Below are 26,870 nucleotides of genomic sequence, written 5' to 3'. Positions count from 1 at the left end.
CTATTCTTCCAATACAACAAGCAAATCCTTGGCGTCGATCGAATTACCCGGCGATACCAGAATCTGCGCGACCGTACCGGCGCGCGGAGCATGCAGCGCGGTTTCCATCTTCATCGCCTCGATGGTGAGCAGCACGTCGCCGGCCTTCACCTCCTGCCCGGTATGCACGCCGAGCGAGGACACCGTGCCGGGCATCGGCGCGGCGACGTGCAGGTCGTTGCCCAGTTCCGCCTTCGGCCGGCCGGCAACCTTCGGCACCGCGGCGCGATCGGCGGTGACGATCATGCGCGGCTGGCCGTTCAGCTCGAAGAACACTTCGACGAGGCCGTCATCACGGGTCTCGCCCAGCGCAGTGAGGCGCACCAGCAGCGTCTTGCCGCGTTCGATCTCGATGGTGATCTCGTCGCCGGGCTTCATGCCATAGAAGAACACCGGCGTTGGCAGCGCGGACACCGGGCCGAACTTCGCCACCACCGGCGCGAAGTCGGAGAACACCTTCGGATACATCAGATAGGAGGCCAGTTCCTTGTCATCGGCGGTGTGGCCGACCAGCTTCGACACCTCGGCCCGCTCGGCCTCCAGATCGGCGTCGGCGAGCAGCGAGCCATAGCGCACCGTGATCGGCGGCTCGCCCTTCAGCGCCTTCTTCTGCAACGCCTCCGGCCAGCCACCGAGCGGCTGGCCATATTCGCCATGCAGCATCGCCACCGCAGATGCCGGGAAAGCGACATCGCGCTTCGGGTCGAGCACGTCTGCTGCGGAAAGCCCCTGGCTCACCATCATCAAAGCGAGATCGCCCACCACCTTGGAGGACGGCGTCACCTTGATGATGTCGCCGAACAGGTCGTTGGCATCGCGATAGGCCTTCGCCACCTCGTGCCAGCGGCTCTCCAGCCCCATGGAGCGCGCCTGCTCCTTGAGATTGGTGAACTGCCCGCCTGGCATTTCGTGCAGATAGACCTCCGAGGCCGGCCCCTTGAGGTCGCTCTCGAAGGCGGCGTACTGGGCACGCACGCCTTCCCAATAGAAGCTGATGCGGCGGATCGCTTCCGGATCGAGCCCGGTGTCGCGCTCCGAGCCGCGCAGCGCTTCGACGATGGAGCCGAGACAAGGCTGCGAGGTCATGCCGGACATGGCGTCCATGGCGAGGTCGACGGCATCGACCCCCGCATCCACCGCCGCCAGCACCGAGGCGCCGGAAACACCCGACGTGTCATGGGTGTGGAAGTGCACCGGCAGGCCGATCTCTTCCTTCAGCGCCTTGAACAGCACCTTGGCCGCCGCCGGCTTGACAAGGCCGCCCATGTCCTTGAGGCCGAGGATATGGATGCCGGTCTTCTCCAGCTCCTTGGCCATGGAGATGTAGTATTTGAGATCGTACTTCGACCGCGCAGGATCGAGCATGTCGCCGGCATAGCAGATCGCGCCTTCCACCAGCTTCCCGGTCTTCAGCGCCTCGTCGATCGAGACGCGCATATTCTCGATCCAGTTGAGGCAGTCGAAGACACGGAAGATATCCATGCCGGCATCCGCCGCCTGGCGGATGAAGAAGCGCACCACATTGTCGGGATAATTGGCGTAGCCGACGCCGTTGGCGCCGCGCACCAGCGTCTGCGTCAGGATGTTCGGCACGCTGGCGCGCACCTTGGCGAGCAGCTCCCACGGGTCTTCCGACAGGAACCGCATGGCGACATCAAATGCCGCGCCACCCCAGCATTCCAGCGACAGCAGCTCCGGCACGCCGCGCGCATAGGAATCCGCGACGCGGGCGATGTCATAGGTGCGCATGCGGGTGGCAAGCAGCGACTGGTGGGCATCGCGCATCGTGGTGTCGGTGATGAGCACCCGCTTTTGCGCCAGCATCCAGTCGGCGAAGCCCTTCGGGCCGAGCTGTTCCAGCAGCTGCCGCGTGCCCGACGGCGGCGCGTTGAGGAAGGCCGGCGGCTCCGGCACCCGTGCGGTGGCGGACGGCCGGGCGCGGCCCTTGGTCTCCGGATGGCCGTTCACCGTGACATCCGCGATCCAGGCCAGCAGCTTGGTGGCGCGGTCGCGGCGCGCACCGAAATCGAACAGCTCGGGTGTCGTGTCGATGAAGCGCGTGGTGTAGCGGCACGACGTGAAGTCGTCATGCGTCAGCACATTCTCGAGGAAAGGCAGGTTCGTGGCGACGCCGCGGATGCGGTATTCGCGCAGCGCCCGGTACATGCGCGCGATCACCTCTTCGGCGGTCGGCGCCCAGGCGGTGACCTTCTCCAGCATCGGGTCGTAGAAGCGCGTCACCACCGCGCCGGAATAGGCGGTGCCGCCATCGACGCGGATGCCGAAACCCATGGCGCCGCGATAGGCGGTGATGCGGCCATAGTCCGGGATGAAGTTGTTCTCCGGATCCTCGGTGGTGATCCGGCACTGCATCGCATGGCCGTTGAGATGGATGCCGTCCTGCGCCGGGATTCCGGTCTCGGTGACATCGCCGATGTGGCCGCCTTCGAGGATCTTGATCTGCGCCTTGATGAGGTCGAGGCCGGTGACGACTTCCGTCACCGTGTGCTCGACCTGGATGCGCGGATTGACCTCGATGAAATAATAGGCGCCGGTGTCGGAATCCATCAGGAACTCGACGGTGCCGGCGCCGATGTAATTCGTCGCCTTGCCGATGGCGAGCGCGGCATCGGTGAGTCCCTTGCGGGTCGCTTCGTCGACATAAGGCGCCGGGGCGCGCTCGATCACCTTCTGGTTGCGGCGCTGGATCGAGCAATCGCGCTCGAACAAGTGCACCAGATTGCCGTAAGTGTCGCCGAGGATCTGCACCTCGACGTGCCGGGCGCGGCGCACCAGCTTTTCGAGATAGACCTCGTCCTTGCCGAAGGCGGCCTTGGCCTCGCGCTTCGCGGTCATCACCGCGTCGAGCAGCTTGTCCTCGCTGTCGATCGGGCGCATGCCGCGCCCGCCACCGCCCCAGCTTGCCTTCAGCATTACCGGATAGCCAACCTGCGCGGCCTGCCGCAGCACCTCGGCCTTGTCGTCGGGGAGCGGATCGGTCGCCGGCATCACCGGCACGCCGACCGAGATCGCAAGGTTGCGCGCCGCCACCTTGTTGCCGAGGTCACGCATGGTTTGCGGCTTCGGCCCGATGAAGACGATGCCGGCCTCGGCGCAGGCTTCCGCGAATTCGGGGCTTTCGGACAGGAAGCCATAGCCGGGATGGATGGCGTCGACCCTGGCTTCCCTGGCGACGCGGATCACCTCATCGATCGAGAGGTAAGCGTCGATCGGGCCCAGCGGCTTCGCAAGCCATGGCCCGCGGCCGATCAGATAGGCTTCGTCCGCCTTGAAGCGGTGGAGCGAGAGCTTGTCCTCCTCCGCATAGATGGCGACCGTGGTGATGCCGAGCTCGGTCGCGGCGCGGAACACGCGGATCGCGATCTCGGATCGGTTGGCGACGAGGAGCTTCTTGATTTTCCGGGTCATGGGTGCGGCCAGCCTGTGATGATGCCTCGGCAATCGTTACGTGCGTAGACCTTCACCCGTGCGGCCGACCCGCCCTGAGCAGAGACGAGCCCCCGACATGACCCCGCCGCGGCAGGAAAACCGCGCGGTGTCAGGATGCAGGACGCAACTTGCGATGCACGAGGCATGCCGCGGCATGCGAGCGCATCCTCAGAGGCTTCCCGCGTCGGAGAATGTATTGGTATACAGAATTACGAATGCCAGCAAGAGGCCCCGGCCATTGTTCGAAAGTCGTACCCTTTGCCGGCTTCGTCGCCAAATCGACACGCTGCGGTGCAAGATAACTGCCGAGAGACAGCGCGCCGGTTTTGGTTCATATCAACACGTCGGCGGCAACGCGGACATCCGGCAGAAGCCGGTCACCAGACGGAGGAATCCATGCACAGCAGGCGGGAACGCGCGACCAAGATCGTGGCGACCCTCGGCCCCGCTTCTTCGAGCCCGGAGAAGATCAAGGCTCTCTTCGAGGCGGGCGTGGACGTCTTCCGGATGAATTTCAGCCATGGCACGCAGGCCGATCACGGCCGCATCTATGGCATCGTCCGGGCGCTGGAAAAGGAAACCGGCCGCCCGATCGGCGTGCTCGCCGACATGCAGGGTCCGAAGCTGCGCCTCGGCAAGTTCGTCGACGGTTTTATCACACTCACGCCCGGCACGACCGTTCGCTTCGACAGCGATTCGGCGCCGGGTGATGCCAAGCGCATCCCCATTCCGCATCCCGAGATTCTCGAGGCCCTGCATGAGGGCTCGACCGTGCTGCTCGACGACGGCAAGGTCCGCGTCCGTGTGGCGAAGAAGGGCCGCGGCTTTATCGAGGCCGAAGTGGTCGCCGGCACCCGGCTGTCCAACAACAAGGGCTTCAACGTTCCCGACGTGGTGCTGCCGGTCTCCTCGCTGACCGAGAAGGACAAGGGCGACCTCGCCTTCGCCCTGGACCTCGGCGTCGAATGGATCGCGCTGTCGTTCGTGCAGCGGCCCGAGGACATCCTCGAGGCCAAGGAACTCATCCAGGATCGCGCCGACGTCAATCTGAAGCTGGAGAAGCCGGCGGCGGTCGAGCACCTCACCGAGATCATCGAGCTGTCCGACAGCATCATGTTCGCCCGCGGCGACCTCGGCGTCGAGCTCTCGCTCCCCGAATTGCCGGCGCTGCAGAAGCGCGTCATCCGCGAGTCACGCCGCCTCGGCAAGCCGGTCATCGTCGCCACCCAGATGCTGGAATCGATGATCACCGCGCCGGTGCCGACCCGCGCCGAAGTCTCCGACGTCGCCAACGCCGTCTATGAGGGCGCGGACGCCGTGATGCTCTCCGCCGAGAGCGCGGCCGGCCAGTATCCGGTCGAGGCGGTGGCGATGATGGACCAGATCATCAAGCAGGTGGAATGCGACCCTGGCTATCGCGCCATCATCGATTCGCAGCGCCCCGAGCCCGGCCACTCGATTGCCGACGCGGTGACGCAGGCCGCCTACCACGCCGCCAACGCCATCAACGCTGCCGCCATCGTCACCTACACGCTGTCGGGCACCACGACGCTGCACGCCGCGCGTGAGCGCCCGCGCATCCCGATCATCGGCATTGCCAGCCGCCTCGCCACCGCGCGCAAGCTGGTGATGTCCTACGGCGTGCATGTCGTGCATGCGCCGGAGGAGATCCACACCTTCGCCGAGATCGCCAGCAAGGCGACCCACATCGCCACCGACCAGGGCTTCGCCGGTCCGGGCGATCGTCTCGCCATCACCGCCGGCGTGCCCTTCGCCCAACCCGGCACCACCAATGTGCTGCGCCTCGTGACCATCGAGAAGAAGGCGGAGAAGTCGAAGCCGGACTCCAGCGCGGCCACCAGCCACAAGCGTGCGGCAGCGAAGAAGGCCGGCGGCACTGAAGCGGCAGTGAAGAAGTCCCCTGCCCGCAAGACCGCCGCCCGCCGCAGCGCGGGCACCCGGCGGGGGTGAGGCGCCATCGCCTAGATCGCAGGAACACCGTCATCCCCGGCCTCGTGCCGGGGATTTCGTTTTCAGGCTTCAATCGTCGTCATCCCCGCCGCAGCGAAGCGGAGAGCCGGGATCGCAAGAAGGTGTCGCTCGACACTTTCCTACGATCCCGGATCGGCCTTCGGCCGTCCGGGATGACGGCAATTGGGGAAGGCCTACCCCTCCAGCGCCCGCAAATGGCGGATCGGGCGGCCCGGCGAGATCGATTGCGCCGCGGCGACGATGGCGTTGGCGTCGATGCCGTAGTGCTTGTAGAGATCCGCGATAGTCCCGGTCTGGCCGAAATGCTCGACGCCGAGCGTGCGGGTGCGATGCCCCGCCACTGCGCCGAGCCAGCCGAGCGTCGCCGGATGCCCGTCCAGCACCGTCACCAGCCCGCAATCGTGCGGCACCTCGGCCAATAGCCGCTCGATGTGGCTGCGGGCCTTGACGAGGCCGCGCTCGCGCGCCCGTGCCGAAGCGGTCCAGCCGGCATTGAGCCGGTCGGCGGAGGTCACGGCGAGCAACCCGACATCCTTGCGGTCCTCGGCCATCAGCCCGACCGCCTCCATCGCTTCCGGCGCGACGACGCCAGTATAGACCACCACCACCTGCGCATTCGGCCCCGGCCGGCGCACCCAATAGGCGCCGTCGATCATGTCGCGCGCGAGTTCCGGCGTGATGGTGCGCGAGGGCTGCGCCAGCGTACGCGTCGACAGCCGGAAATAGACCGAGCCGCCGGTCTCGTCGCGCAGCCAGCTCTGCTCCTCGACCTCGGAGGCCGGTCCATCTTCGCGCTGCATGTAGTCGAACGCCCAGCGCAGGATGACGGACAGTTCGTCGACATAGGCCGGCTCGAAGGCGGCAAGTCCGTCCTGCGCCATGCCGATCAAAGGCGTGCCGATCGACTGGTGGGCCCCGCCCTCCGGCGCCAGCGTCAGGCCCGACGGCGTGGCGACGAGGATAAAGCGCGCATCCTGGTAGCAGGCATAGTTCAGCGCATCGAGCCCGCGCTGGATGAACGGGTCATAGAGCGTGCCGATGGGGATCAGCCGCGCTCCGAACAGCGAATGCGACAGGCCGAGCGCGCCGAGCAGGATGAACAGGTTCATCTCGGCAATGCCGAGTTCCATGTGCTGGCCCTTGGGCGAGAAGGTCCAGTCGAAGGTCGAGGGGATGCGCTCCTGCCGGAACAGGTCCGCCACCGCCTCGCGTGCGAACAACCCGCGCCGATTCACCCAGCCGCCGAGATTGGTGGAGACAGTGACGTCCGGCGAGGTGGTGACGATACGATCCGCCAGCGGGCCACCGATCCGCGCGATCTCCGCCATCAGCAGGCCGAAGCCCTGCTGGGTGGAGAGTTCGCCTTGCTTCAGCGCCGGCAGCTCGGTCGGCACCTCGATGCTCGCCGCCTCATAGCGCCGCTTGCCGAGCGCATTGAACGGCACCCTGGCGAGGAAATCGTCGAACGCGGCCGACGCCACGTCGAGCCCTTCATGCGGGTCCCATTCATGGCCCGGCCGCACCTTCATGGCAGTACGGAAAACATCCATCTGCGCTGGCGTCATCAGCCCGGCGTGATTGTCCTTATGGCCGGCGAGCGGCAGGCCGTAGCCCTTGATGGTGTAGGTGATGAACAGCACCGGCCGGTCATGGTCGATGCGATCGAAAGCTTCGATCAGCGTCGGCAGGTCGTGCCCACCGAGATTGGTCATCAGCGCGGAGAGCTCGGCATCGGAGCGGCGCTCGAGCAGTGCGGTGACCGGGCCCTGGTCGCCGAGGTCGTCGAGCAGGCGCTTGCGCCACGCCGCCCCGCCCTGGAAGGTCAGCGCCGAATAGAGTTGGTTCGGCGCACGGTCGATCCAGTCGCGCAGCCGCTCGCCGCCGGGCTCATTGAAGGCCTCGATGAGCTTGGCGCCGTATTTCAGCGTGACGACGTCCCAGCCAAAGGCGCGGAACAGCGCCTCCAGCCGCGCCGGCAGACCTTCGCGGATGACGGCGTCGAGGCTCTGGCGGTTGTAGTCGAGAATCCACCAGCAATTGCGCAGGCCCTGCTTCCAGCCCTCCAGCAGCGCCTCATAGATGTTGCCCTCGTCCATCTCGGCGTCGCCGACCAGCGCGATCATCCGGCCTTCAGGCATCTCCCGCCCGAATTTGTGGGCGCGGACATAGTCCTGCACCAGGCTGGCGAACAGCGTCTGCGCCACGCCGAGGCCGACCGAGCCGGTGGAGAAATCGACGTCGTCAATGTCCTTGGTGCGCGAGGGATAGGATTGCGCGCCCTTGTAGCCGCGATAGGCCTCCAGCTTCTCGCGGGTCTGGTGGCCGAGCAGATACTGGATGGCATGGAAGATCGGGCTGGCATGCGGCTTCACCGCGACGCGATCCTGCGGCCGCAGCACCTTGAAATAGAGCGCGGTGAGGATAGTGGAGAGCGAGGCGGAGGAGGCCTGATGACCGCCCACCTTCAGCCCATCGGCGCTCGCCCGTACATGGTTGGCGTGGTGGATGGTCCAGGCGGAGAGCCAGGACACTTTCCGCTCCAGCGCGGCGAGAATGGCGAAATCCGTAGTCCGGGTACGCGCGTCGCTCATCGGCCCGACCTTCCCATGAAGTCGGCCTGAGAATGCGCTCGCCGCTATTGCGCAGGCAATACATAGTTCCTCGATTGCAGACCGTACCTTCGTGTAGATACGAAAATGTGCCCCGCCATACCGGAGCTTTCATGCGCACCCTGATCGCCCTCCTCGCCTGTCTCCTCACCCTTGCGAGTGCCCGCGCCGAGCCGGTCGAGGCGACGCCGCGCATCGCCGTGCTGTCGGCCTATGAGCCGGAGTGGAAGGCGCTCCAGGCCGTGGTCGAGGCGCCGCAAGCGCAGACCTACAAAGGCGTCAACGTCGTGCTCGGCCGTATCGAGGGCAAGCCGGTGGTGCTCGGCCTCACCGGCGTCAGCATGGTCAACGCCGCGATGACCACGCAGATGATCCTCGATCGCTACAATGTCACCCGCATCGTGGTCACGGGCGTTGCCGGCGGCGTCGATCCGTCGCTGAACATCGGCGATGTCGCGGTGCCCGAGCGCTGGGGCGAATATCTCGACATGATCCTCGCCCGCGAGACGCCGGCCGGCTACCAGCTGCCGGCATGGGCGGAACGCGATTTTGCGAATTTCGGCATGATATTTCCGCAGAACGTCGAGGTTGTCCGCGCCGGCCAGGATGGCCCCAAGCCGCAATTCTGGTTCCCGGCCGATGAGGCGATGCTCGCAGTCGCGCACAAGGCGGAAGGCGTCGCCTTGCAGAACTGCACCACGGCGACGGTGAATGTCTGCCTGCTGCACAAGCCGAAGGTCGTCGTCGGCGGGCAGGGCGTCTCCGGCTCCGCCTTTGTCGACCATGCCGGGTTCCGGTCCTATGTGTTCGACACCTTCAAGGCGCGGGTGCTGGACATGGAGACCGCCGCCATCGGCCATGTCGCGGCCACCAACAATGTGCCCTACATCGCCTTCCGCTCGCTGTCCGACCTTGCCGGCGGCGGACCGGGCGAGAACCAGATCGAGATTTTCGAGCAACTCGCCGCCGACAATTCGGTGAGCGTGATGCGCGCCTTCCTGAAGGCGCTGCCGGACTGAAGGACGGCGTGATTTAACCGGCGATTAACCATAAGCCGCCGATGCTGCGCCAAGCCTGAATCAGGGCGGGCGGGGATCGATCATGACGCGGCACAGGCAGGCGAAAGCGACCGGCGCGGCGGTTCCGCTTGCGGTTCTTGCCTGGCTGGTCGCGCCGGCCTCGGCCGCCGACATCGCCTGCCAGCTCACCGCCGCCGCACTGCAATGCGGAGGCACCGCGGCCGGCACGCAATCCACCGCTGTCGGCGATGGCTCGCAGGCAACTGAGCCCAACACCACGGCAGTCGGCCAGCAGGCGACCGGCTTCGGCGCGAACTCCTCCGCCTTCGGTCAGCTCGCCGTCGCCAATGGCGTTTCCTCCACCGCCATCGGCCAGAACGCCAACGCCAATCTCGACTACACCACCGCCATCGGCGCCGATGCGGCGGCGCAGGGCGAGGATGCCTCCGCCTTTGGCCAGGGCGCCAAGGCCAATGCGGCTGGCGCCACCGCGGTCGGCCAGGATGCCATCGCCAGCAAGACGCAATCCACCGCCGTCGGCCGCAGCGCGCGGGCGAGCGAGGTGGCCTCCACCGCCATCGGCGAGGACGCCATCGCCAGCGCCGCAAATTCAACTGCGCTCGGCCAGGGTTCGCGGGCCAATTCCACCGCCTCGACCGCGCTCGGCCAGAAGGCGATCGCCAACGGCGTGAACGCGACCGCGGTCGGCCAGAACGCCACCGCCAATGCCGACGGTTCGACCGCGCTCGGCATGACCGCGGCGGCCAATGCGGTGAATTCCACCGCGGTCGGCTACAATGCGACCGCCAACGGTGTCGGCGCCACTGCTGTTGGCCAGGGCTCGATCGCCGCGGCCGCCGGGTCGACCGCGCTCGGCCAAAGCGCCAATGCCTCGGCTGCGCATGCCACGGCGATCGGCGACGGCGCCAATGCCTCCTTCGCCAATTCCGCCGCCATCGGCACCGGCGCCACCGCGACCCGCGCCGACCAGATGGCGTTCGGCACCGGCTCCAGCACCTATACGTTCGAGGGGATCACCTCCTCCGCCAGCCGCGCCGCGCAGTCCGGCCCGGTGCAGATCGTCACCACCGATGCCAACGGCAACCTCGCCAGCGCCGACGTATCCGACCTGTTCGACGTCCGCCCGATCATGAAACAGATCGACGAGGTCAATGAAGGCGTCGCCATGGCGATGGCCATGGGCACGCCGACGCTGCCCGACAGCAAGAACGTGGCGGTGAGCGCGCAGTGGGGCACGTTCGGCAGCGAGAATGCCGTGGCGATCTCCGGCATCGCCCGGCTGATGGACGACAGCCTGTTCCTCACCGGCGGCATCGGCTTCGGCCTCAACCAGGGATCGATCGGCGGCAAGGCCGGCGTGATGCTGGCATGGTAAGCCGGCTCATTAATAGGTTGCGCATCGCCGCTCTGACAGTGGCGCTGCTCGCGCCCGCCCTTCCCGCGCGGGCGACGGAAATGCCGTCTCCGGCGGTGCTGCTCGCACTGTTGCGCGGCACGCTGAGCGCGCTGAACCAGGCCAACGTAACCGGCAATTATTCGGTGCTGCGCGATCTCGGCGCGCCGGCGTTCCGCGACGCCAATTCCAGCGCCGCATTGGCAGACCGCTTCCGCATGTGGCGCGAGCGCAAGCTCGACTTCGCTGCCGTGCTGCTGCTCGACGCCCAGCTCGCCCGCGCGCCCGCAATAGGGCCGGACGGCGCGCTGCGGCTGTCGGGACATTTCCCGACCGCGCCGCTGCGCGTCGATTTTGACCTCGCCTACCAGCCGGTCGGCGGCAATTGGCGCCTCGTCGCCATCGATGCCGATGTGAGCGCCGCCGATCCCGAAGTCACCGGGTCGATCCCAACCACGGCTCCCAAGCCGGCACGGGTGGCGCAGCAGCCGGCGCTTCCCGATCTCACGCCGCCGCGCATCGCCATCCCCACCCCGCCCGGCGACCGGCCGCGGATTTAAGGTATGTCGTCATCCCGGCCGCAGCGAAGCGGAGAGCCGGGATCGCGTGACGAGAGCGCACCTTACCTTCCTGCGATCCCGGATCGGCCTGCGGCCGTCCGGGATGACGCGAGCAGGTTGGAATCCTCACTGCGGTGCCGGCACCGTCGGGTAGCCTTCGATCGGCGTCGAAGGCGGGCCGCTATCGAGCGTCTCCTGTCGCGAGGAGACGCTGCGCGAGCGCGCCGGGCGCGGCGGAACGGGCTCTGGGCCCATATAGCCGTCGAGCACCGTGCCGTCGCCCTGGATCCCGGTGGGATAGGTGAGCGGACCGCCCGGGCGGCCGAGCCCCTCGGACTCCGGGAGCGGGCGGCCATAAGGCTGCCAGCCGCGCGGCAGATAATAGCCGTTGATGCTGTAGCGATACATGATTCCGAGCAGGCTCTGCTCGGTAGCTCCGGTCTGGCAAAGCCTGAGCTTCACCGTCAGCACGCCGCGATCGCGCGACACCGGGCTGAGTGACACCTGCGATTCGATGCGCTGCCACGCATAGATGCACAGGTCGTTCGACCCGGCGCGGCCGATGGCATAGCCGAACGGCCCATAGCGGTTCTGCACGAAGAAGGTGGAGGTGTGCATGGCAACGCCGGGCAGCACCTCCTCCATTTCGTCGGCTAGGCTTTCTTCCGAAAGCCGGTCGTCTTTCCGGTAGTTGTCGCGGCCGGTACGCCCGTCGATCGGACCGAAGAAGATGACGTGGAAAGAGTTCTGCCCCGGCGCCGTGGATCGCGTGCCGAGCACGACTTCCTGCTCGAGCGCATTGAGATAGCGCGTCTCCAGCACCGTCAGCACGCTCGGCCCACCCGGCTCGGGCAGGATCAGCGATTGCGAAGCCGGCACCTCGATCGTCATGGTGGCGACCTTGGGATCCTCGCCGCGCAGCGAAAGTGCGCAGCCGCTGGAGGCGAGCGCGAAGCCCAGCATGGCGCCAGTCGCCGTCCGCCTGGTCCGCCGGAGAGCCCGTGGAGGGCCGCACCGCCCGGCGTTGAGACCGCCGCTGGTTTCGCTCTTCGCCACGTCGCAGGTTCGCCTGGTTCGATCGACAGGAAGCCACGGCGCAAGAGCACCGAATCAATCAGTGACTCTGACTTTAGCCTGAGGATTCCCGTGGTGGAATCGAGCGGGACGGGAGAAAAGCGCTTAAATCGGATAGATTTCCCTAACCTCTCCGTCCTAGAATCGGTGAGTGGTGCCGGTCTCCGGCAGAAAGTCGGCAAACAGGGACCCGAAGCACAATGCGTAAGGCATGGATCGCCGGTCTATGGGCCATCGCCTCGCTGGTCATTGTCTTTCTCATCACGCTACCAATCAGTCTTCAGGCGCATCTCATCGCCGGCTGTATCGTGGTACTAGTAATTATACTTTTGAAGATGTTTGCGCCGGTCGGCGCGCCGCGCATGATCGCGCTGGCCCTCGGCACCGCCATCGTGCTGCGCTACGTTTATTGGCGTACTACCAGTACCTTACCGCCGATCGGCCAGATCGAGGACTTCATCCCCGGCTTCCTGCTCTACGCGGCGGAGATGTATAGCGTGGGAATGCTCGCGCTCAGCCTGTTCGTGGTCTCGATGCCGCTGCCGCAGCGCAAGGCGCCGGCGATTCCTGCCGACAAGGTGCCCACGGTCGAGATCTTCGTGCCGAGCTACAATGAAGACGCGACGCTGCTCGCCTCCACCCTCGCCGCTGCGAAGGGCATTGATTACCCCGTCGACAAATTCACCGTCTGGCTGCTCGACGATGGCGGCACCGACCAGAAGTGCAACCAGGACAATCCCGCCGCCGCGCAGGAAGCGCAGGACCGCCGCAAGGAGCTGACCGCGCTCTGCGAGGGGCTCGGCGTGCGCTATCTCACCCGCGCCCGCAACGAGCACGCCAAAGCCGGCAACCTCAATAATGGCCTCCAGCACTCCACCGGCGACCTGATCGTGGTGTTCGATGCCGACCACGCCCCGGCGCGCTCCTTCCTGAAGGAGACGGTCGGCTATTTCCTGCAGGACCCAAAGTTGTTCCTGGTGCAGACCCCGCACTTCTTCATCAATCCCGACCCGCTGGAACGCAATCTCGGCACCTGGGACCACATGCCGTCGGAGAACGAGATGTTCTACGGCATCATCCAGCGCGGCCTCGACAAATGGGACGCCGCCTTCTTCTGCGGCTCGGCGGCGGTGCTGCGGCGCGAGGCGCTGAACGAGACCAACGGCTTCTCCGGCGTCTCCATTACCGAGGATTGCGAAACCGCGCTGGAACTGCATACCCGCGGCTGGCACAGCGTCTATGTCGACACCCCCTTGATCGCCGGCTTGCAGCCGGAGACCTTCGCCAGCTTCATCGGCCAGCGCTCACGCTGGGCGCAGGGCATGTACCAGATCCTGCGCTACCGCTTCCCGCCGGGCCGCCGTGGCCTGACGCTGCCGCAGCGGCTCTGCTACATGTCGAGCACGCTGTTCTGGTTCTTCCCGATCTCGCGCATGATCTTCCTGATCTCGCCGCTGTTCTATCTCTTGTTCTCGCTGGAGATCTTCAACGCGTCCGGCGCCGAGTTCCTGGCCTATACGTCGACATATATGCTCGTGAACCTCTTGATGCAGAACTATCTCTATGGCCGCTACCGTTGGCCTTGGATTTCCGAACTCTACGAGTATATCCAGTCGATCTATCTGTTCCCTGCGCTGATGTCGGTGATCGCCAATCCGAGCAAGCCGACCTTCAAGGTCACCGCCAAGGGCGAGACGCTGGACGAGAGCCACATCTCGGAGATCGGCAAGCCGTTCTTTGTCATCTTCGCGCTGCAGATCGTCGCCGTGCTGCTGACCTTCTGGCGCATCTTCACCGAGCCCTACACCGCCGACGTCACGATCGTGGTCGGCGGCTGGAACATGCTCAACCTCATCATTTCCGGCTGCGCGCTCGGCGTGGTCTCGGAGCGTGCCAATCGTCGCCGCAGCCACCGCGTGAACGTGGCGCGCCGCTGCGAATTGATGATCGACGGCAAGACCGTGCCGGCAGTGGTGGAAGATGTCTCCATCGGCGGCGCCAGCATCCGCGCGCCGGCCTCCGGGCTCGGCGACATCACCCGCGGCAACATCGCCACCATCCGCTTCAAGCCGCAATCGGATATCGGTATCGACACGCTGCCGCTCAGCATCCGCAGCATCAAGCACGATCCGGATGGCCAATTGCTCGGTGTCCAGTTCCACCCGGAAGTGCCGCTGCATCACCGCCTGATCGCCGACCTGATCTTCGCCAACGCCGATGAGTGGAAGAAATTCCAGTATTCCCGCCGCAACAATCCCGGCGTGCTGCGCGGAACCATCCGCTTCTTCATCATCGCGCTGTACCAGACCGGCCGCGGGCTCTCCTATCTCATGCATCTGCACAAGCTGCGCCGCGCCGGCGCGCGTCCTCCCGTCGTCGAAGCCAAGCAATCATGATCCACGCCCGCTTCGTCTTCGATCTCGGACGGGGGTTCGCCCTCGCCTGCCTGCTCGCCTTGGCCGCAGGCAATGCCGAGGCGCAGCCCGCCTTCAACATAAGCCCGCCGGGCGGAGCCCCGGCAGCGACGGCGCCGCCCGCTGCGCAACCCTTCGGCATGCCGCCCGGCAATGCGCCCTCGCAGGGCAGCACACCGGCGGCGCCGGGCACCTCGCCATTCCCGATGGGCGCGCAGACGGGACAATCGGCAGTTCCGCCCCAGCCCTACCAGCCGCCGGCTCCTTCTTCGGCCCAGCCGCCCGCACAGGCGCAGTCCCCCGCCGCGCCCACGCCTTTCCAGATGCGGCCGGGACAGCCCGCGCCGCCAGCCGCGGTCTCCGCCCCGGCAGCGACGCCCGGCACCGCGCATGCGATGCGTACGCCCGATCGATACATCGTGCCGCTGAAGCGGCTCCGCTTTGAGGGCGAGATCGATTCCCGCGCCTGGGTGACCAATGTCAGCGAGGAGGAGGCCGGCCGCGCCGCCACGCTGCTGGTCGGCTACACCAATGCCGTCGTCGTCATGCCGGAGGCCTCCCGGCTGCGCGTCACCATCAACGGCCAGAGCATCATCGAGACGCCGATCACCTCCTCGCAGGAGGTCACCCAGATCGTGGCGCCGATCCGCGCCGGCGTGCTGCGCGCCGGCGCCAATCTGGTGCGCTTCGAGGTGACCCAGCGCCACCGCACCGACTGCTCGGTCGCCTCCACCTATGAGCTGTGGACCGACATAAACAATGCCGCGACCGGCATCGCCTATGCCGGCGGCCTGCCGCCCTTGACGGGCGGGCTCGACGATCTGCCCGCGGTCGGTGTCGACGAGAATGGCGCCACCCGCATCCGCGTCGTCACCCCCGGCCCGCTGGAGGGCGGCGGTAGCGCCCGCGTGCTGCGCGCGGTGCAGGGCATCGCCTTGCGCGGCCGCTTTCCGCACCCCGTCGTCTCGGTTTCCGACGGCGCCGCCGGCCCGACCCCGCGCGGCACTGTCACCCTGGTGCTCGGCACCGCCGTGGAGTTGCCCCGCCTGATGGGCTCGCCGCCGGCGGAAGCCGCGATGCAGCCGGTGGCGCGCTTCGTCGCCGACCGCCGGCTGGGCGGGCCGACCCTGGTGGTCGCCGGCCCGCTCGCGAGCGACGTCGACACCGCCATCGACCGCTTGAACACGCTGCCGGTAAGCGCGCGCAACAGCGTCGCCACCTCCGGGCGCTTCGCCCCGGATGCCCCGCTCTTCACCGGCGCACGGCGGGTGCGGCTCGCCGATCTCGGGGTGTCGACGCAGGAATTCTCCGGCCGCCGCTTCCGCGTGCGCTTCGGCATCGCCTTGCCGGCCGACTTCTATGCCACCGCCTATGGCCAGGCGCTGCTGCTGATCGACGCCGCCTACACCGCCGCGGTCCGTCCCGGCAGCCATGTCGACGTCTATGTGAACGACCAGATCGCCTCGACGCTGACCATCGGCACGCGCGGCGGCGGACTGTTCCAGCGCCAGCCACTGAAGATCCCGCTGACCAATTTCCGTCCCGGCATCAATCGCGTGTGGATCGAGGTGGTGCTCGACACCGAGGCCGACGCGCGCTGCCTGCCCGGTGCCACGCTGCCGGGCGACGACCGCTTCGTGCTGTTCGATTCCTCCGAATTCGTCATGGACGGCTTCGCCCGCATCGGCCGCACGCCGGACCTCGCCGCCTTCGCGGCGCGGGCTTTCCCCTATCGGATGGACGTCAATCCGCTCGCCGTGGTGCTGGCCCGGCACGATGCGCCGACCGTCTCCTCCGGCGCGACGCTGATGGCGCGCCTCGCGCTCGCCAAGGGCGAGCCGATTCCGATCGACTCCTCGCCGGCGTCCTCGACGCTCGGCGAACGGCCTGCCATCTTCGTCGGCGCCATCGGCCAGATCGCTCCGGGCATTCTCGGCCAGGTCGGCATCGCCGAGGCGACACGCGTCAACTGGGTCGCCGGGCCGGGCGATGACGCCGCGGCCCGGCCACCGGGCAGCGACGCCAGCTATGACGATGTGCTGCAGCGCTTCCGCAGCCGCCAGAAGCCGGGAGGCGACGGCAGCGCCGCTCCGGAGCCGGGCACGACTACACCCGACGACACGCCGGAAGTGTATGAGCGCTGGCGCGAGAATCTTTCCGGCGGCGGCGGGATCGGCGGCATGCTCACCAGCTTCGAGGGCTGGACCAAGCGCACCTTCGGCATCTCCTATTCCTCGCTGCGCATCGGGGAGGCTGAACAGACCCTGTTCGAACCGCCACCACGCACCTCGGTGCTGCTGGCGCAGGGCCTCGCCCCGAATGGCTCCTCGACCTGGACGCTGGTGTCCGGCCGCACTGCCGAAGGGCTGGCCGCCGGCATGGACAGCTTCACCGCGCAGGAGGTGTGGACCCGCATCTCCGGCCAGGCCGTCGCCTACCAGGCCGCAACCGGCACGCTGGAGCAGCGGGACGCGGCGCAATATCGCTTCGTCATCACCGAGCCATTGGGCTTCGCCAATTTCCGTATGGTGGCGGCCAATTGGCTGTCCATCAACATCCTGCCCTATGCGCTGATCCTGGTGTTCTGCGGCATCGTGCTCGGGACCGCGACGACCTTCCTGCTCCGCCGGCTGGGACGCACCGCATGATCCGCTTTGTCTTCGTCGTGCTGGCCGTGCTGTGTGCCGGCCTGCCGGCGCGTGCGCAGGCTCCCAACATGATCGCCCCCGATGCATGGACCGCCTATCTCGCCCGGTTCGTCGATGCCAGCGGGCGCGTCGTAGATGACGGCAATGGCGGCATCAGCCACAGCGAGGGGCAAGGCTACGGCATGCTGCTCGCGTACCTGGCCGGTGACCGGGCTGCCTTCGAGCGCATCTGGACCTTCACCCGCACCGAACTCTTGATCCGCGACGACGGCCTCGCTGCGTGGCGCTGGGACCCCAAGGCCAATCCGCACATCACCGACATCAATGCCGCAAGCGATGGCGACATACTGATCGCCTATGCGCTGGCCCGTGCCGGGCGCGCCTGGAACGAGCCGGGCTATCTCTCGGGCGCCACCCGCATCGCCAAGGCGATCGGCAAGCAGGCGGTGAAGCGCGAGGGCGGCCGTCTGGTGCTGATGCCCGGCGTCACCGGCTTCTCCACCAGGGAGCGCAAGGACGGCCCGGTCCTTAACTTGTCCTACTGGATCTTCGAGGCCTTCCCGGTGCTGGCGCAGCTCGCCCCCGAGGTCGACTGGGCCGGGCTTTCCAAGAGCGGCCAGGCGCTGATCGCGGCCGCCCGCCTCGGCCCGGCCAAGCTGCCGCCGGACTGGCTCTCGGCCCCCGCGGGAGGCGCGCTGGTCCCGGCGCAGGGCTTCGAACCCGTGTTCGGTTACAATTCATTAAGGATAGTTCTTTACCTTTTGCGGGCAGACATAAAGGACGCGGGCACTCTCGAAGTCTTCAAGCGGAACTGGATCGTCGAGAACGCGGGCAGGCCCGCAATCGTCAACATACCGACCGGGCGCGTGCTCACGAGGCTCGACGAGCCCGGTTACCGTATGCTCGCCGCGGCGCTCTCCTGCGCGCTCGACGGGGCGGCGATTCCCGACGACCTGCGCCGCTTCGAGCCGACGCTGTATTACCCGTCCACCCTTTATCTGCTGGGCATGTCGATGGTGGCTGAGAAATATCCGCGATGTCTTTGAAGAAAGCCGTTCTGCTGTTCTTGCTCGGGGGCGCCGTAGTCCCCGCCATAGGCCAGCAGATCGATCTTCCCGGCACTGCCAAGACACCTGCATCGCCCGCCAATCCCGCTACCGCCAACGCGCCGAGGCCAAAGGTCGACGAGACCGCGCTGCGCTATTTCGCCTCGCAGGGCGACACGCGCCGGCTTGAGGCCGAGACCGCCCGGCTGCGCGCGCTCTACCCGGACTGGACCCCACCGACCGACCTGTTCGGCCCGGCGACACGCTCCGATCCGGAGCTCGAGCGCATGTGGCAGCTTTATGCCGACGGTAAATATGGTGATGTCCGCAGCGCCATCGCCGCGCGCCAGGCATCCGAGCCTGCCTGGGTGGTGCCGCCGGAATTGCTGGCCCGGCTCGACGAGGGCGAGGCGCGTCGCCGCATCGTCAACGCCTCGGACGCCCAGCAATGGGGCACGGTGCTGCGCGTCGCCACCGAGACGCCGGGCGTGCTGACCTGCGCCAATGTCGACGTGCTCTGGCGCGTCGCCGAGGCCTTCGGCAAGACCAACGCGCCGGACCGCGCGCAGGATGTCTATGGCTATGTGCTGAACACGTGCACCGACACCGGGGAGCGTGTCGCCACGCTGCAGAAGGCGATCCAGCTGCTCGATGAGCCGCGTGTCGCCGTGCTGATCAAGCTGGAGCGGCCCGGCCCGGATGGCCAGGGCGAGTTCGCCGTGCTGCGCGACGATCTGGTGCGGGCCCGCATGGGCCGCGCCGCGCAGGACGAGAAGCAGACCGTCCCGGCCGACGACATCGCCACCATGGAGCGGCTCGCCAAGGCCGGCACCACGCCGGACGACGCGCTGCTGCTCGGCTGGTATCTCTACCGCCATAACGAGCCGGCGCGCGCACTCGACTGGTTCAAGATCGCGCTCGACCGCAATGGCGGCGCCAAGGCCGCCGAAGGCTATGTGCTCACCCTGATGTCGGGTGGCCGGGCGCTGGAAGCCGAACCCGTCGCCTATCAATGGCGCGATGCCACGCCGGAGAACCGCAAGGCCTATCTCGACGTGGTGGTGAGCCTGCTTGCCGCCGATCCGCCGCCGCGGCTCGATGCCGGCATCCTCGCCCGCTTCTCCCCGGTGGTGATCGCCGACAAATATGTCTCGGGCGCGCAGGCCATCGGCTGGTACGCCTACAATACCGGCCAGCTGCGCACCGCCGCCACCTGGTTCCGCACCGCGGTCGACTGGGCACCGGACGACGAGCCTTCGGCCTATGGCCTCGCCGTCACCAGCCTGCGCCTGAAGGACAAGGCGACGCTGGACGCCATCGTCGCCCGCTGGCGCACCCGCTCCGAGCGCATCCTTGCCCTGGTCTCGCCGGAGGTCCGGCGCCGGCTGGAACGCCAGGGCGGAATGGCTGTTGCCGGGCTCGCGCCGCAGCCCGCCCAGCAAGCACTGCCGCCGCTCGCTCCTGTCGCGCCAGTTGCCAGCCGAAACGCGCCGCTGCCGCCGTTCGATCCCCCACCCGCCGCTCCGGCGCCGCGACCGCGTGTCGCCGCGGCGCCCATCGATCTCGCACCCGAGGTCGACGACTACGCCGCGCCGGTCTCGAAGTCCGAACGTCGCAGCTATGGCGCGTCTTCAGGTGGGTCGGTGTCCGGCACCGGCGCCGCGGCCGCGCTGCAATCCAAGCGCTTCGGCCAGTGCGTCGCCATCACCGATGCCGGCTTCCGCGCCGGACGCCTCGCGCCGGCCGATGCACTGGCCCGCGGCTGGTGCCTGATGGAGCTGCTGCGCCCGATGGAGGCCGCGGCCGCCTTCGACCTCGCCATCAAATACGGCTCTGGCAAGACCGCGGAAGACGCCGCCTATGGCAAGTCGCTCGCCTATCTGCGCAAGGGCATGACCAATGCCGCGCAGGTCGCCGCTATCGAGGCGCCGCAGGATCCGCGACGCTCGACCCAGTTGAGCGCCGACATCCTCGCCCAGCGTGCGCAGGCGGCCTACAATGACGAGCGCTTTGTCGAGGCGATCATCGCGCTGGATGAGCGCAGCCGCCTCGTCCCCGAGCAGCAGGACCTGATGATGCTGCGCGGCTGGTCCTACTACCATCTGCGCGATCTGCAGTCGGCCGACCGCATCTTCAAGGCGCTCGCCGCTACTGGCAATCCCGACGCACAGGCCGGCGTCAGCGCCATTCTTGCGCTGACCAAGAAGGTGCGCGACGGCTAGCCCCCACTCGCTTGTTTCCCTCTCCCCATTGGGGTGGCCCGCGAAGCGGGTCGGTGAGGGGGAGCACGATTGTGGAGTGGCGAAGACCCCTCACCCCAACCCTCTCCCCCGACGGGGAGAGGGAGCTTACCCCCGACGAGTGCGGGCGGATGGCGGAAGAGAGTGGGAGTCGAACCCACCAAGGACCGTCTCGCGGCCCCTCCCGGATTTGAAGTCCGGACGCCCCACCAGGGACGACTCTCTTCCATCTCGCTGCTGCGCCGGCTCATCTTCACCAGGCGGACCGAACAGGTCCAGCCGATGCGGATTGATGCGGCGCAGATCGCCGCGGCGCAGCGTCACGCCATGGCGGTCCAGGAATTCCAGGATCTGGATCGCGACCTTGCGGCCGACGCCGTGAACCTTCCCTTCACCGGCGCCCTCGATGCGATCGCGGAAGCGGGCGGCGGTGAACTCGCCCCTCTCGCCCTCGGCGGCAAGCTCGCGGGCGATGCCGACCAGTTCGGCGACAGTGGCGCGCAGGAAGAAATGATCGTGCGCCACCTCGTCGGCCCGCCCCATGCGGCCCAGCAGCCGCAGCAGGCGGCGCACCTCGGGCTCGGCCTCGTCCAGCATGCCGGCAATGTCGCGCACCCGCGGCGGACGCAAGCGCTCCGCACCGCCAAGCCGTGGGCGGATTTCCTCCCACAGCACCTCATCCTTGGGCGTCAGCCGTACCTCATGGCCGGCGAGCCTTACCCAGGCGCCTTCGAGCGCGAGCACATCGCGCTTCGCCAGCATCTGGAGGATGGCGGCGAACACCGGCTTGCCGAGCGTGCGGTCGAGCGCGAGGCGCAGCTTCTCCACGCCGATGCCCGGCAGATCGGGATTCTCGGCGTGGAAGATGCCGAGCGTCTCGATGAGGGCGGTGGTCACCTGCTTCCAGCGTATGGCGGAGAGCACCGTCACCACGCCGCCCGTCGTGATCGCCGCGAGATCAAGCTGTGCAACCAGCGCGTCGACCGCATCCGCGGACAACGCCCGATCGCGCGCAAAGGCGGTGAGGTCGAGATGGAAGGGGGAAGCGGCGAGCAGCGCCGTAACCGCCTCCGCAGCATCGGGGATGGCGTGCGCCGTCACCTGCGCCAGCCGCTCCGGCGTGCGCCGCTTGCGGGCGGGAGCGCGCAGATCGACGAGGCGTCCGCCGCCGATGGTGCGTTGGGCCGAGGTGTCGCGAATGACGTAGCGGTCGCCCGCCGCGGCCGCGATCGGCCGCTCCAGCACCAGCTGGACCAGCGCCCGGCCGCCCGGCCTCACCGTCTCGGCGTCGAGCGGAACGATGCGCGCGCCGACCTCCGCACTGGCGTGATGGAACCGTACCGGGAACCACTGGCCGATCGCTTTCGGTTCACTTGCCAGCACGCGCAGCGTGGCGTCGATGCGCTCGGTCGGCGCGTGCAGGGTCGGGTCGAGCACCATGTCGCCGCGCTTGATCGCCTCGTGAGTGATGTCCTCGCCCGCGAGGTTCAGCGCGCAGCGGTCACCGGCCCGTCCGGTCTCCGCCGGCCGGTTCTGCGCATGGATCGAGCGCACCCGCGCGCTGAGGCCCGACGGGCTCACCGTGACCCGCTCGCCCACCGCGATGTGTCCGCTGAGCACAGTGCCGGTAACCACCGTGCCGGCTCCGCTGAGTGAGAAGCTGCGGTCCACCGCCAGCCGGAAGCGTCCATCGGCGCCACGCGCCGACAAGGCGCCCGCGGCTGCAATGAGGCGGGCACGCAGTTCCTCGACACCCTCCCCGGTGATGGACGACACCGGCAGGATGTCCGCGCCATCAAGGCTGGTATCCGCCAGCGCCGCTCGTATCTCGGCCTCCACCGCGCCGCGCCGGTCGGCGTCTGCGAGGTCGGCCTTGGTCAGCACGACGATGCCGTTGGCGATTCCGAGCAGATCGAGGATGGCAAGATGCTCGCGGGTCTGCGGCATCACGCCATCGTCGGTGGCCACCACCAGCAGCGCGAAATCGATGCTGCCGGCGCCGGCCAGCATGGTGTGGATGAAGCGCTCATGGCCCGGCACATCGATGAAGCCGATAATGCCGGCATCGGTCGGAAGATAGGCGAAGCCGAGATCGATGGAGATGCCGCGCGCCTTCTCCTCCTTCAGCCGGTCGGTATCGACCCCCGTGAGCCGCCCGACGAGAGCGGTCTTGCCGTGGTCGATATGGCCGGCAGTGCCGACGATCATGAACGCACCTCCGCACCGCGCAGCGCGTCCATCTCGCGCAATGTGTCCAGCCCGCGCAGCGTCTCGAGGAAGCCGGCCTCGTCCTCCAGGCAGCGCAGGTCGAGCAGCAGCGCGCCGTCATTGATGCGCCCGATCACCGGCACGTCGAGCCGGCGCAGCGCGCTCGCGAGTTCGTCGAGCACCCGCCCCTCGGCGCGCAGCGAACGGATGGCGAGCCCGGCGCTCGGCAGCATCTCCAGCGGCAGCGCACCGGAGCCGATCTGGCTGCTGCACGGCGCGACCTCGACGGTGAAATCCGCCCCGAGCGCTCCGGAGACTGCCGGCACCAGCGCGCGGCCGCGCTCTGCGATCTCGCCGGCGGGAAGCGCCAGCAGGCGCAGCGTCGGCAGCCGGGCGGCCAGCCGATCGGGATCGCGATAGAGCCGCAGCGTCGCCTCCAGCGCCGCGAGCCGGACCTTATCGACCCGCAGCGCGCGCTTCAGCGGGTTCCTGTTGATGGCGACGATCAGGTCGCGCCGGCCGACGATGAAGCCGGTCTGCGGTCCGCCGAGCAGCTTGTCGCCGGAGAAGGTGACAAGGTCGGCGCCGTCGGCCACCGCCTCGCGCACCGTCGGCTCATGGGCGAGGCCATAGCGGGCGAGGTCGGCGAGCGTGCCGGAGCCGAGATCGTTCACCAGCGGCACGCGCTTGGCGCGGGCGATCTCCGCCAGTTCGCGCGCCGGCACCTGCTTGGTGAAGCCCTCGATGCGGTAGTTCGAGGTGTGCACCTTCAGCACCAGCCCGGTGGCGGCATTGATGGCGCCGTCATAGTCGCGCGGATGGGTGCGGTTGGTGGTGCCGACCTCAACCAGTTGCGCCCCGGCGCGCGCCATGATGTCCGGCATGCGGAAGGCGCCGCCGATCTCGATCAGTTCGCCGCGCGAGACGATGGCCTCGCGGCCATTGCCCAGCGTATTGATGACGAGCAGCACCGCCGCGGCATTGTTGTTGACGACGGTGGCGTCCTCGGCGCCGGTCAACTCGCACAACAGGCCGCGCACATGGTCGTCGCGCTCGCCGCGCCGGCCGCCGTCGAGATTGAACTCCAGCGCCACGGCAGAGCGCATGGCGGCGACCGCCGCCGCGATCGCCTCTTCGGCCAGCAGCGCGCGGCCGAGATTGGTGTGCAGCACCGTGCCGGTGAGGTTGAACACCGGACGCAGCGAGGGCTGCGCATCCGCAACCAGGGCGGCGAGCGCCGCATTGGCGATGTGCTCGGCGTCCGGTACGGCGGTCAGATGCTCCGCGTGCCGGCGCACCTCGGTGAGCGCGGCGCGCACCGCGCGTGTGGTCTCCAGCCGGCCGAAGCGATCGATGGCGGCGAGCGCGGCAGGCGCCTTCAGCACCGTGTCGACCGCGGGCAGCGCACGCAGCGAATGATTGGCGTCCTCGCTCATCCCCACCTCCTCAATAGCCGAGCAGGAACGGGTTGAAGGCGGCGCGGCGATACGGCCCCTCGCGCATCAGCAGATCGAGCGCGAGGCTGGCGACATCGTCGGCCAACGGCTCGATGCCCACATCCTTGTGCTGGTGCAGCACCTTCACATAGGTGCGGCACTCGTCGCAGGTCTCGGCCTTGATGGTGCCCTGCCCGCCCTCGATCTCCTGGTAGCCGATGCCCTTGGTCGAGCCGCACGAGGTGCAGCGGATGCGGACATAGTTCCACAGCGTGCCGCACAGCGCGCAGGCGCAGAAGCGCGAGCCATGCGCGGTCGGCCATTCGACGATGAGCGAGGCGACCGGCGGCCCGCCGCAGACCGGGCAGAGACCATCGCCCACCGCGACCAGCTGGCTCACATCGAGGCGGGACGCCAGCCGGGCGAAATGCACCTGGAGCGCGGCAGCGACATAGACGTGCTCGGCGAGCGCTTCGACCGGGATGGCATGGCCCAGCACGTTCGACACCATCTCCGCGCGGGCGATGGCGTCGGCGCGGGAAACGCGGCCGAGCGCGTTCGCCGCGGTCTCCGGCTTCGGCACGGCGCGCACGGCATCGAACAGCGCGTCGAGCGTCGTCTCCACCACCTCGTCGAGCGCGAAGCGGGTGCGGTCGAGCGGCGGCATCTCGAATTCGCGGGCGCGGGCGAGTGCCTCGACGTCCGGTCGTTCCGGTTCCGGCAGGCCGGGCAGGATGGCGGCCTGCGCCTCCACGATGCCGGCGACGAAATCGAGATAGGGTGCCATCTCGCTCACGGCGCTGAGCTCGCGCAGCCGCCGGGCGCGGTTGGTGAAGAGCACAAGTGGATCGGGAAGGACGGCGAAGGGCGGCGTCGAGACGTCGCCGATTGCGGTCGGGTCTGGCTGGATCAGGCTGGACATCGGAACCTCACGAACCGCACGGGCCACGTGTACGAATACACAACCTTAAGGCGCTATTCCGGCCGGCACGCGTATGTGCCGGTGTCGGCTGCCAATCCTGGATCGTCGCAGCGTTCTGGATGACGCTGTAGAAACGACTTTATTCCGCCGGCGTTCCCGAGGAACCGCCCGGCTTGCGGACCAGTTCGCGCAGCCATTTGCGGTGATGCCGCCACGCCCAGCCGCCGCTCACATGGCCGCGGGTCATGGCGCTGAAGGTGCCGCGCACCCAGATCGCCGCATAGACATGGATGATCCAGACGCAGATCGCGAACACCGCCGTCGCCGCATGTATCAGGATGGCGATACGCTTCTGCTCGATGGTGGTGAACTGGAAAAAGTACTGGTCCCAGATCACGATGCCGCTGGTGATCAGCACGATGATCAGGGCCGACATCGACCAGAACACGAATTTCTGGCCGGCATTGTACTTGCCGACCTCAGGCAACCGCTCCTCGTGGCCGGAAAGCACATCGGAGATGCGGGCGAGCCAGGTGCCGTCCTCGCGCTTCGGCAGGTTCGCCCGCCAGAAGCGGAAGAACAGGCCGGAGAAGGAGAAGAACAGCACCACGCCGATCCAGGGATGGATGATGCGGGTGGTCTGCCCACCGCCGAACAGGCCGGTGAGGAAGAACAGCTTCGGCGTGAACAGCGCCATTCCCGACAAGGCGAGCAGCACCAAGCTGATCGCGGTGATCCAGTGATTGACGCGAGCGCCGGCCGAGTAGCGGTCCACTGTCATCGGAGGACCGGGATGCACGCTGTCGCCGGGCTCGACATCGTCCGGCGCATTGGCTTTGGGATCGAGGTCGGTCATGTCCGCCCTCCTTCGGTGAGCTTCTCCGCATTCTCCTCATCCTGTTCCGAGACCTTGTTGGGCCCGGCGATGAGGTGATGGAAGAAGCCGGCCGCCACCGCGAAGCCCATGGCGGCAAGGCCGACATATTTGGTCATGCCCTTCCAGGTCTCGACGATCGGCGATATGCGCGGATTGTCCGGCAGGCCGGCATAGAGCGAAGGCTGGTCGGCATGCTGCAGCACATACATCACATGGGTGCCGCCGACGCCTTGCGGATCATAGAGGCCGGCATTGGCATAGCCACGCGACTTCAGGTCCTTGATGCGCCCATCGGCCCAGCCCTTCATCTCCTCCTTGGTGCCGAACACGATGGCCTGCGTCGGGCACGCCTTCTGGCAGGCGGGGCCCTGACCGACGGCCACCCGGTCCGAGCAGAGCGTGCACTTGTAGGCGGTGTGGTCGACCTTGGAGATGCGCGGGATGTTGAACGGGCAGCCCTTGATGCAGTAGCCGCAGCCGATGCAGTTCTCGTGGATGAAGTCCACGATTCCGTTGGAATACTGCACGATGGCGCCGGGCGACGGGCATGCCTTCAGGCAGCCCGGGTCCTCGCAATGCATGCAGCCGTCCTTGCGGATGAGCCATTCGAGATTGTCGGTCTCGGGATTCACCCACTCGGTGAAGCGCATCAGCGTGAAGGTGTTCTCGGTCAGGTCGTGCGGGTTGGTGTAGCTGCCCGTATTGAACCCGATCTCCTCATGGAGCTGGTTCCATTCGAGGCAGGCCGCCTGGCACGCCTTGCAACCAATGCACTTCGACACGTCGATCAGCTTCGCCACCTCGGTGAGGCGCGTGGCCGGCGGCGTCACATCGGACGCCGACCGCCGAATCAGGTCCTGCTCGCCGAATTTCGGCGGCTGGGACGGGGCGACGGAGGGATTTGGAATAGGCGGGAACATCT

Annotated in this window: 15 protein-coding genes, 1 tRNA gene and 1 pseudogene; 8 read left to right on the top strand and 9 right to left on the bottom strand. The window is 67.5% G+C overall.

From position 1 onward, the window contains the following. The gene (pyc, locus tag G3545_RS26110) at positions 1-3,468 is read right to left on the bottom strand and encodes a pyruvate carboxylase (protein ID WP_170017160.1); all 3,468 of its coding nucleotides are present in this window, start codon (positions 3,466-3,468) and stop codon (positions 1-3) included. Positions 3,469-3,885: 417 nt separating this feature from the next. Here pyc and pyk point away from each other — a divergent pair, with 417 nt between their 5' ends. Continuing rightward, positions 3,886-5,460: a pyruvate kinase gene (gene pyk / locus G3545_RS26105; RefSeq protein WP_170017158.1), complete on the top strand. Its 1,575-nt coding sequence runs from the start codon at positions 3,886-3,888 to the stop codon at positions 5,458-5,460. 194 nt (positions 5,461-5,654) lie between these two features. On the opposite strand, the gene G3545_RS26100 is transcribed toward pyk, so the two are convergent. Then, positions 5,655-8,072 (bottom strand): transketolase, encoded by a 2,418-nt coding sequence (locus G3545_RS26100; protein WP_170017156.1) that lies wholly within the window; start codon positions 8,070-8,072, stop codon positions 5,655-5,657. A 131-nt stretch (positions 8,073-8,203) separates the two neighbouring features. On the opposite strand from G3545_RS26100, the gene G3545_RS26095 reads away from it, so the two are divergent. The 3 genes from G3545_RS26095 to G3545_RS26085 all read left to right on the top strand — a co-directional run bounded on the left by G3545_RS26095 (position 8,204) and on the right by G3545_RS26085 (position 11,083). Next, entirely contained in the window at positions 8,204-9,109 is a 906-nt protein-coding gene (locus tag G3545_RS26095) for a 5'-methylthioadenosine/S-adenosylhomocysteine nucleosidase (protein WP_170017154.1), read from the top strand. Between the two features lie 82 nt (positions 9,110-9,191). Beyond that, entirely contained in the window at positions 9,192-10,505 is a 1,314-nt protein-coding gene (locus tag G3545_RS26090; protein WP_170017152.1) for a hypothetical protein, read from the top strand. Beyond that, positions 10,499-11,083, top strand: coding sequence for a hypothetical protein (locus tag G3545_RS26085; protein WP_170017150.1), 585 nt, complete (start codon positions 10,499-10,501; stop codon positions 11,081-11,083). The genes G3545_RS26090 and G3545_RS26085 overlap by 7 nt, the downstream gene beginning before the upstream one ends. Positions 11,084-11,209: 126 nt before the next feature. Here the strand turns inward: G3545_RS26085 and bcsN are convergent, their stop codons facing one another. Continuing rightward, positions 11,210-12,046, bottom strand: coding sequence for a cellulose biosynthesis protein BcsN (gene bcsN, locus G3545_RS26080; protein ID WP_170017148.1), 837 nt, complete (start codon positions 12,044-12,046; stop codon positions 11,210-11,212). A gap of 311 nt (positions 12,047-12,357) precedes the next feature. On the opposite strand from bcsN, the gene bcsA reads away from it, so the two are divergent. The 4 genes from bcsA to G3545_RS26060 are packed head-to-tail and all read left to right on the top strand — an operon-like array spanning position 12,358 to position 20,487. After that, entirely contained in the window at positions 12,358-14,553 is a 2,196-nt protein-coding gene (gene bcsA, locus G3545_RS26075; RefSeq protein WP_170017146.1) for a UDP-forming cellulose synthase catalytic subunit, read from the top strand. Beyond that, positions 14,550-17,219, top strand: coding sequence for a cellulose biosynthesis cyclic di-GMP-binding regulatory protein BcsB (locus tag G3545_RS26070; protein ID WP_170017144.1), 2,670 nt, complete (start codon positions 14,550-14,552; stop codon positions 17,217-17,219). The genes bcsA and G3545_RS26070 overlap by 4 nt, the downstream gene beginning before the upstream one ends. After that, complete coding sequence (locus G3545_RS26065; RefSeq protein ID WP_246702571.1) at positions 17,216-18,265, top strand: glycosyl hydrolase family 8; 1,050 nt, start codon at positions 17,216-17,218, stop codon at positions 18,263-18,265. Before G3545_RS26070 ends, G3545_RS26065 begins: the two co-directional genes overlap by 4 nt. Continuing rightward, entirely contained in the window at positions 18,256-20,487 is a 2,232-nt protein-coding gene (locus G3545_RS26060) for a hypothetical protein (RefSeq protein WP_170017142.1), read from the top strand. The genes G3545_RS26065 and G3545_RS26060 overlap by 10 nt, the downstream gene beginning before the upstream one ends. Positions 20,488-20,637: 150 nt before the next feature. Here the strand turns inward: G3545_RS26060 and G3545_RS26055 are convergent. The 6 genes and pseudogenes from G3545_RS26055 to fdxH all read right to left on the bottom strand — a co-directional run bounded on the left by G3545_RS26055 (position 20,638) and on the right by fdxH (position 26,868). Then, positions 20,638-20,733, bottom strand: a tRNA-Sec gene (locus G3545_RS26055). A gap of 124 nt (positions 20,734-20,857) precedes the next feature. Further along, positions 20,858-22,713, bottom strand: a pseudogene (gene selB, locus G3545_RS26050) (selenocysteine-specific translation elongation factor); the annotation flags it as partial. Beyond that, entirely contained in the window at positions 22,710-24,149 is a 1,440-nt protein-coding gene (gene selA / locus G3545_RS26045; RefSeq protein ID WP_170017140.1) for an L-seryl-tRNA(Sec) selenium transferase, read from the bottom strand. The pseudogene selB and the gene selA, both read right to left, overlap by 4 nt. Before the next feature lie 10 nt (positions 24,150-24,159). Continuing rightward, positions 24,160-25,071 carry a formate dehydrogenase accessory protein FdhE gene (gene fdhE, locus G3545_RS26040; protein ID WP_170017138.1) on the bottom strand — a complete coding sequence of 304 codons (912 nt, stop codon included), beginning with the start codon at positions 25,069-25,071 and terminating at the stop codon, positions 24,160-24,162. Positions 25,072-25,210: 139 nt separating this feature from the next. After that, positions 25,211-25,927 carry a formate dehydrogenase subunit gamma gene (locus tag G3545_RS26035; RefSeq protein WP_246702570.1) on the bottom strand — a complete coding sequence of 239 codons (717 nt, stop codon included), beginning with the start codon at positions 25,925-25,927 and terminating at the stop codon, positions 25,211-25,213. Then, positions 25,924-26,868 carry a formate dehydrogenase subunit beta gene (fdxH, locus tag G3545_RS26030; protein ID WP_170017136.1) on the bottom strand — a complete coding sequence of 315 codons (945 nt, stop codon included), beginning with the start codon at positions 26,866-26,868 and terminating at the stop codon, positions 25,924-25,926. Before fdxH ends, G3545_RS26035 begins: the two co-directional genes overlap by 4 nt. Positions 26,869-26,870: the final 2 nt, after the last annotated feature.

It is taken from the genome of Starkeya sp. ORNL1 (assembly GCF_012971745.1).
GTDB lineage: Bacteria > Pseudomonadota > Alphaproteobacteria > Rhizobiales > Xanthobacteraceae > Ancylobacter.
The sequence above is the reverse complement of the archived record's forward strand: the minus strand, read 5'-3'. Positions and strand labels throughout refer to the sequence as shown.

Bases quoted from the DNA above. Each gene is read 5' to 3' on its own strand.
- G3545_RS26085 (WP_170017150.1), top strand. From the start codon at position 10,499: ATGGTAAGCCGGCTCATTAATAGGTTGCGCATCGCCGCTCTGACAGTG.
- G3545_RS26060 (WP_170017142.1), top strand. From the start codon at position 18,256: ATGTCTTTGAAGAAAGCCGTTCTGCTGTTCTTGCTCGGGGGCGCCGTA.
- G3545_RS26090 (WP_170017152.1), top strand. From the start codon at position 9,192: ATGACGCGGCACAGGCAGGCGAAAGCGACCGGCGCGGCGGTTCCGCTT.
- pyc (WP_170017160.1), bottom strand. From the start codon at position 3,468: ATGACCCGGAAAATCAAGAAGCTCCTCGTCGCCAACCGATCCGAGATC.
- G3545_RS26065 (WP_246702571.1), top strand. From the start codon at position 17,216: ATGATCCGCTTTGTCTTCGTCGTGCTGGCCGTGCTGTGTGCCGGCCTG.
- G3545_RS26095 (WP_170017154.1), top strand. From the start codon at position 8,204: ATGCGCACCCTGATCGCCCTCCTCGCCTGTCTCCTCACCCTTGCGAGT.
- selA (WP_170017140.1), bottom strand. From the start codon at position 24,149: ATGAGCGAGGACGCCAATCATTCGCTGCGTGCGCTGCCCGCGGTCGAC.
- G3545_RS26070 (WP_170017144.1), top strand. From the start codon at position 14,550: ATGATCCACGCCCGCTTCGTCTTCGATCTCGGACGGGGGTTCGCCCTC.
- pyk (WP_170017158.1), top strand. From the start codon at position 3,886: ATGCACAGCAGGCGGGAACGCGCGACCAAGATCGTGGCGACCCTCGGC.
- G3545_RS26035 (WP_246702570.1), bottom strand. From the start codon at position 25,927: ATGACCGACCTCGATCCCAAAGCCAATGCGCCGGACGATGTCGAGCCC.
- bcsA (WP_170017146.1), top strand. From the start codon at position 12,358: ATGCGTAAGGCATGGATCGCCGGTCTATGGGCCATCGCCTCGCTGGTC.
- bcsN (WP_170017148.1), bottom strand. From the start codon at position 12,046: ATGCTGGGCTTCGCGCTCGCCTCCAGCGGCTGCGCACTTTCGCTGCGC.
- G3545_RS26100 (WP_170017156.1), bottom strand. From the start codon at position 8,072: ATGAGCGACGCGCGTACCCGGACTACGGATTTCGCCATTCTCGCCGCG.
- fdhE (WP_170017138.1), bottom strand. From the start codon at position 25,071: ATGTCCAGCCTGATCCAGCCAGACCCGACCGCAATCGGCGACGTCTCG.
- fdxH (WP_170017136.1), bottom strand. From the start codon at position 26,868: ATGTTCCCGCCTATTCCAAATCCCTCCGTCGCCCCGTCCCAGCCGCCG.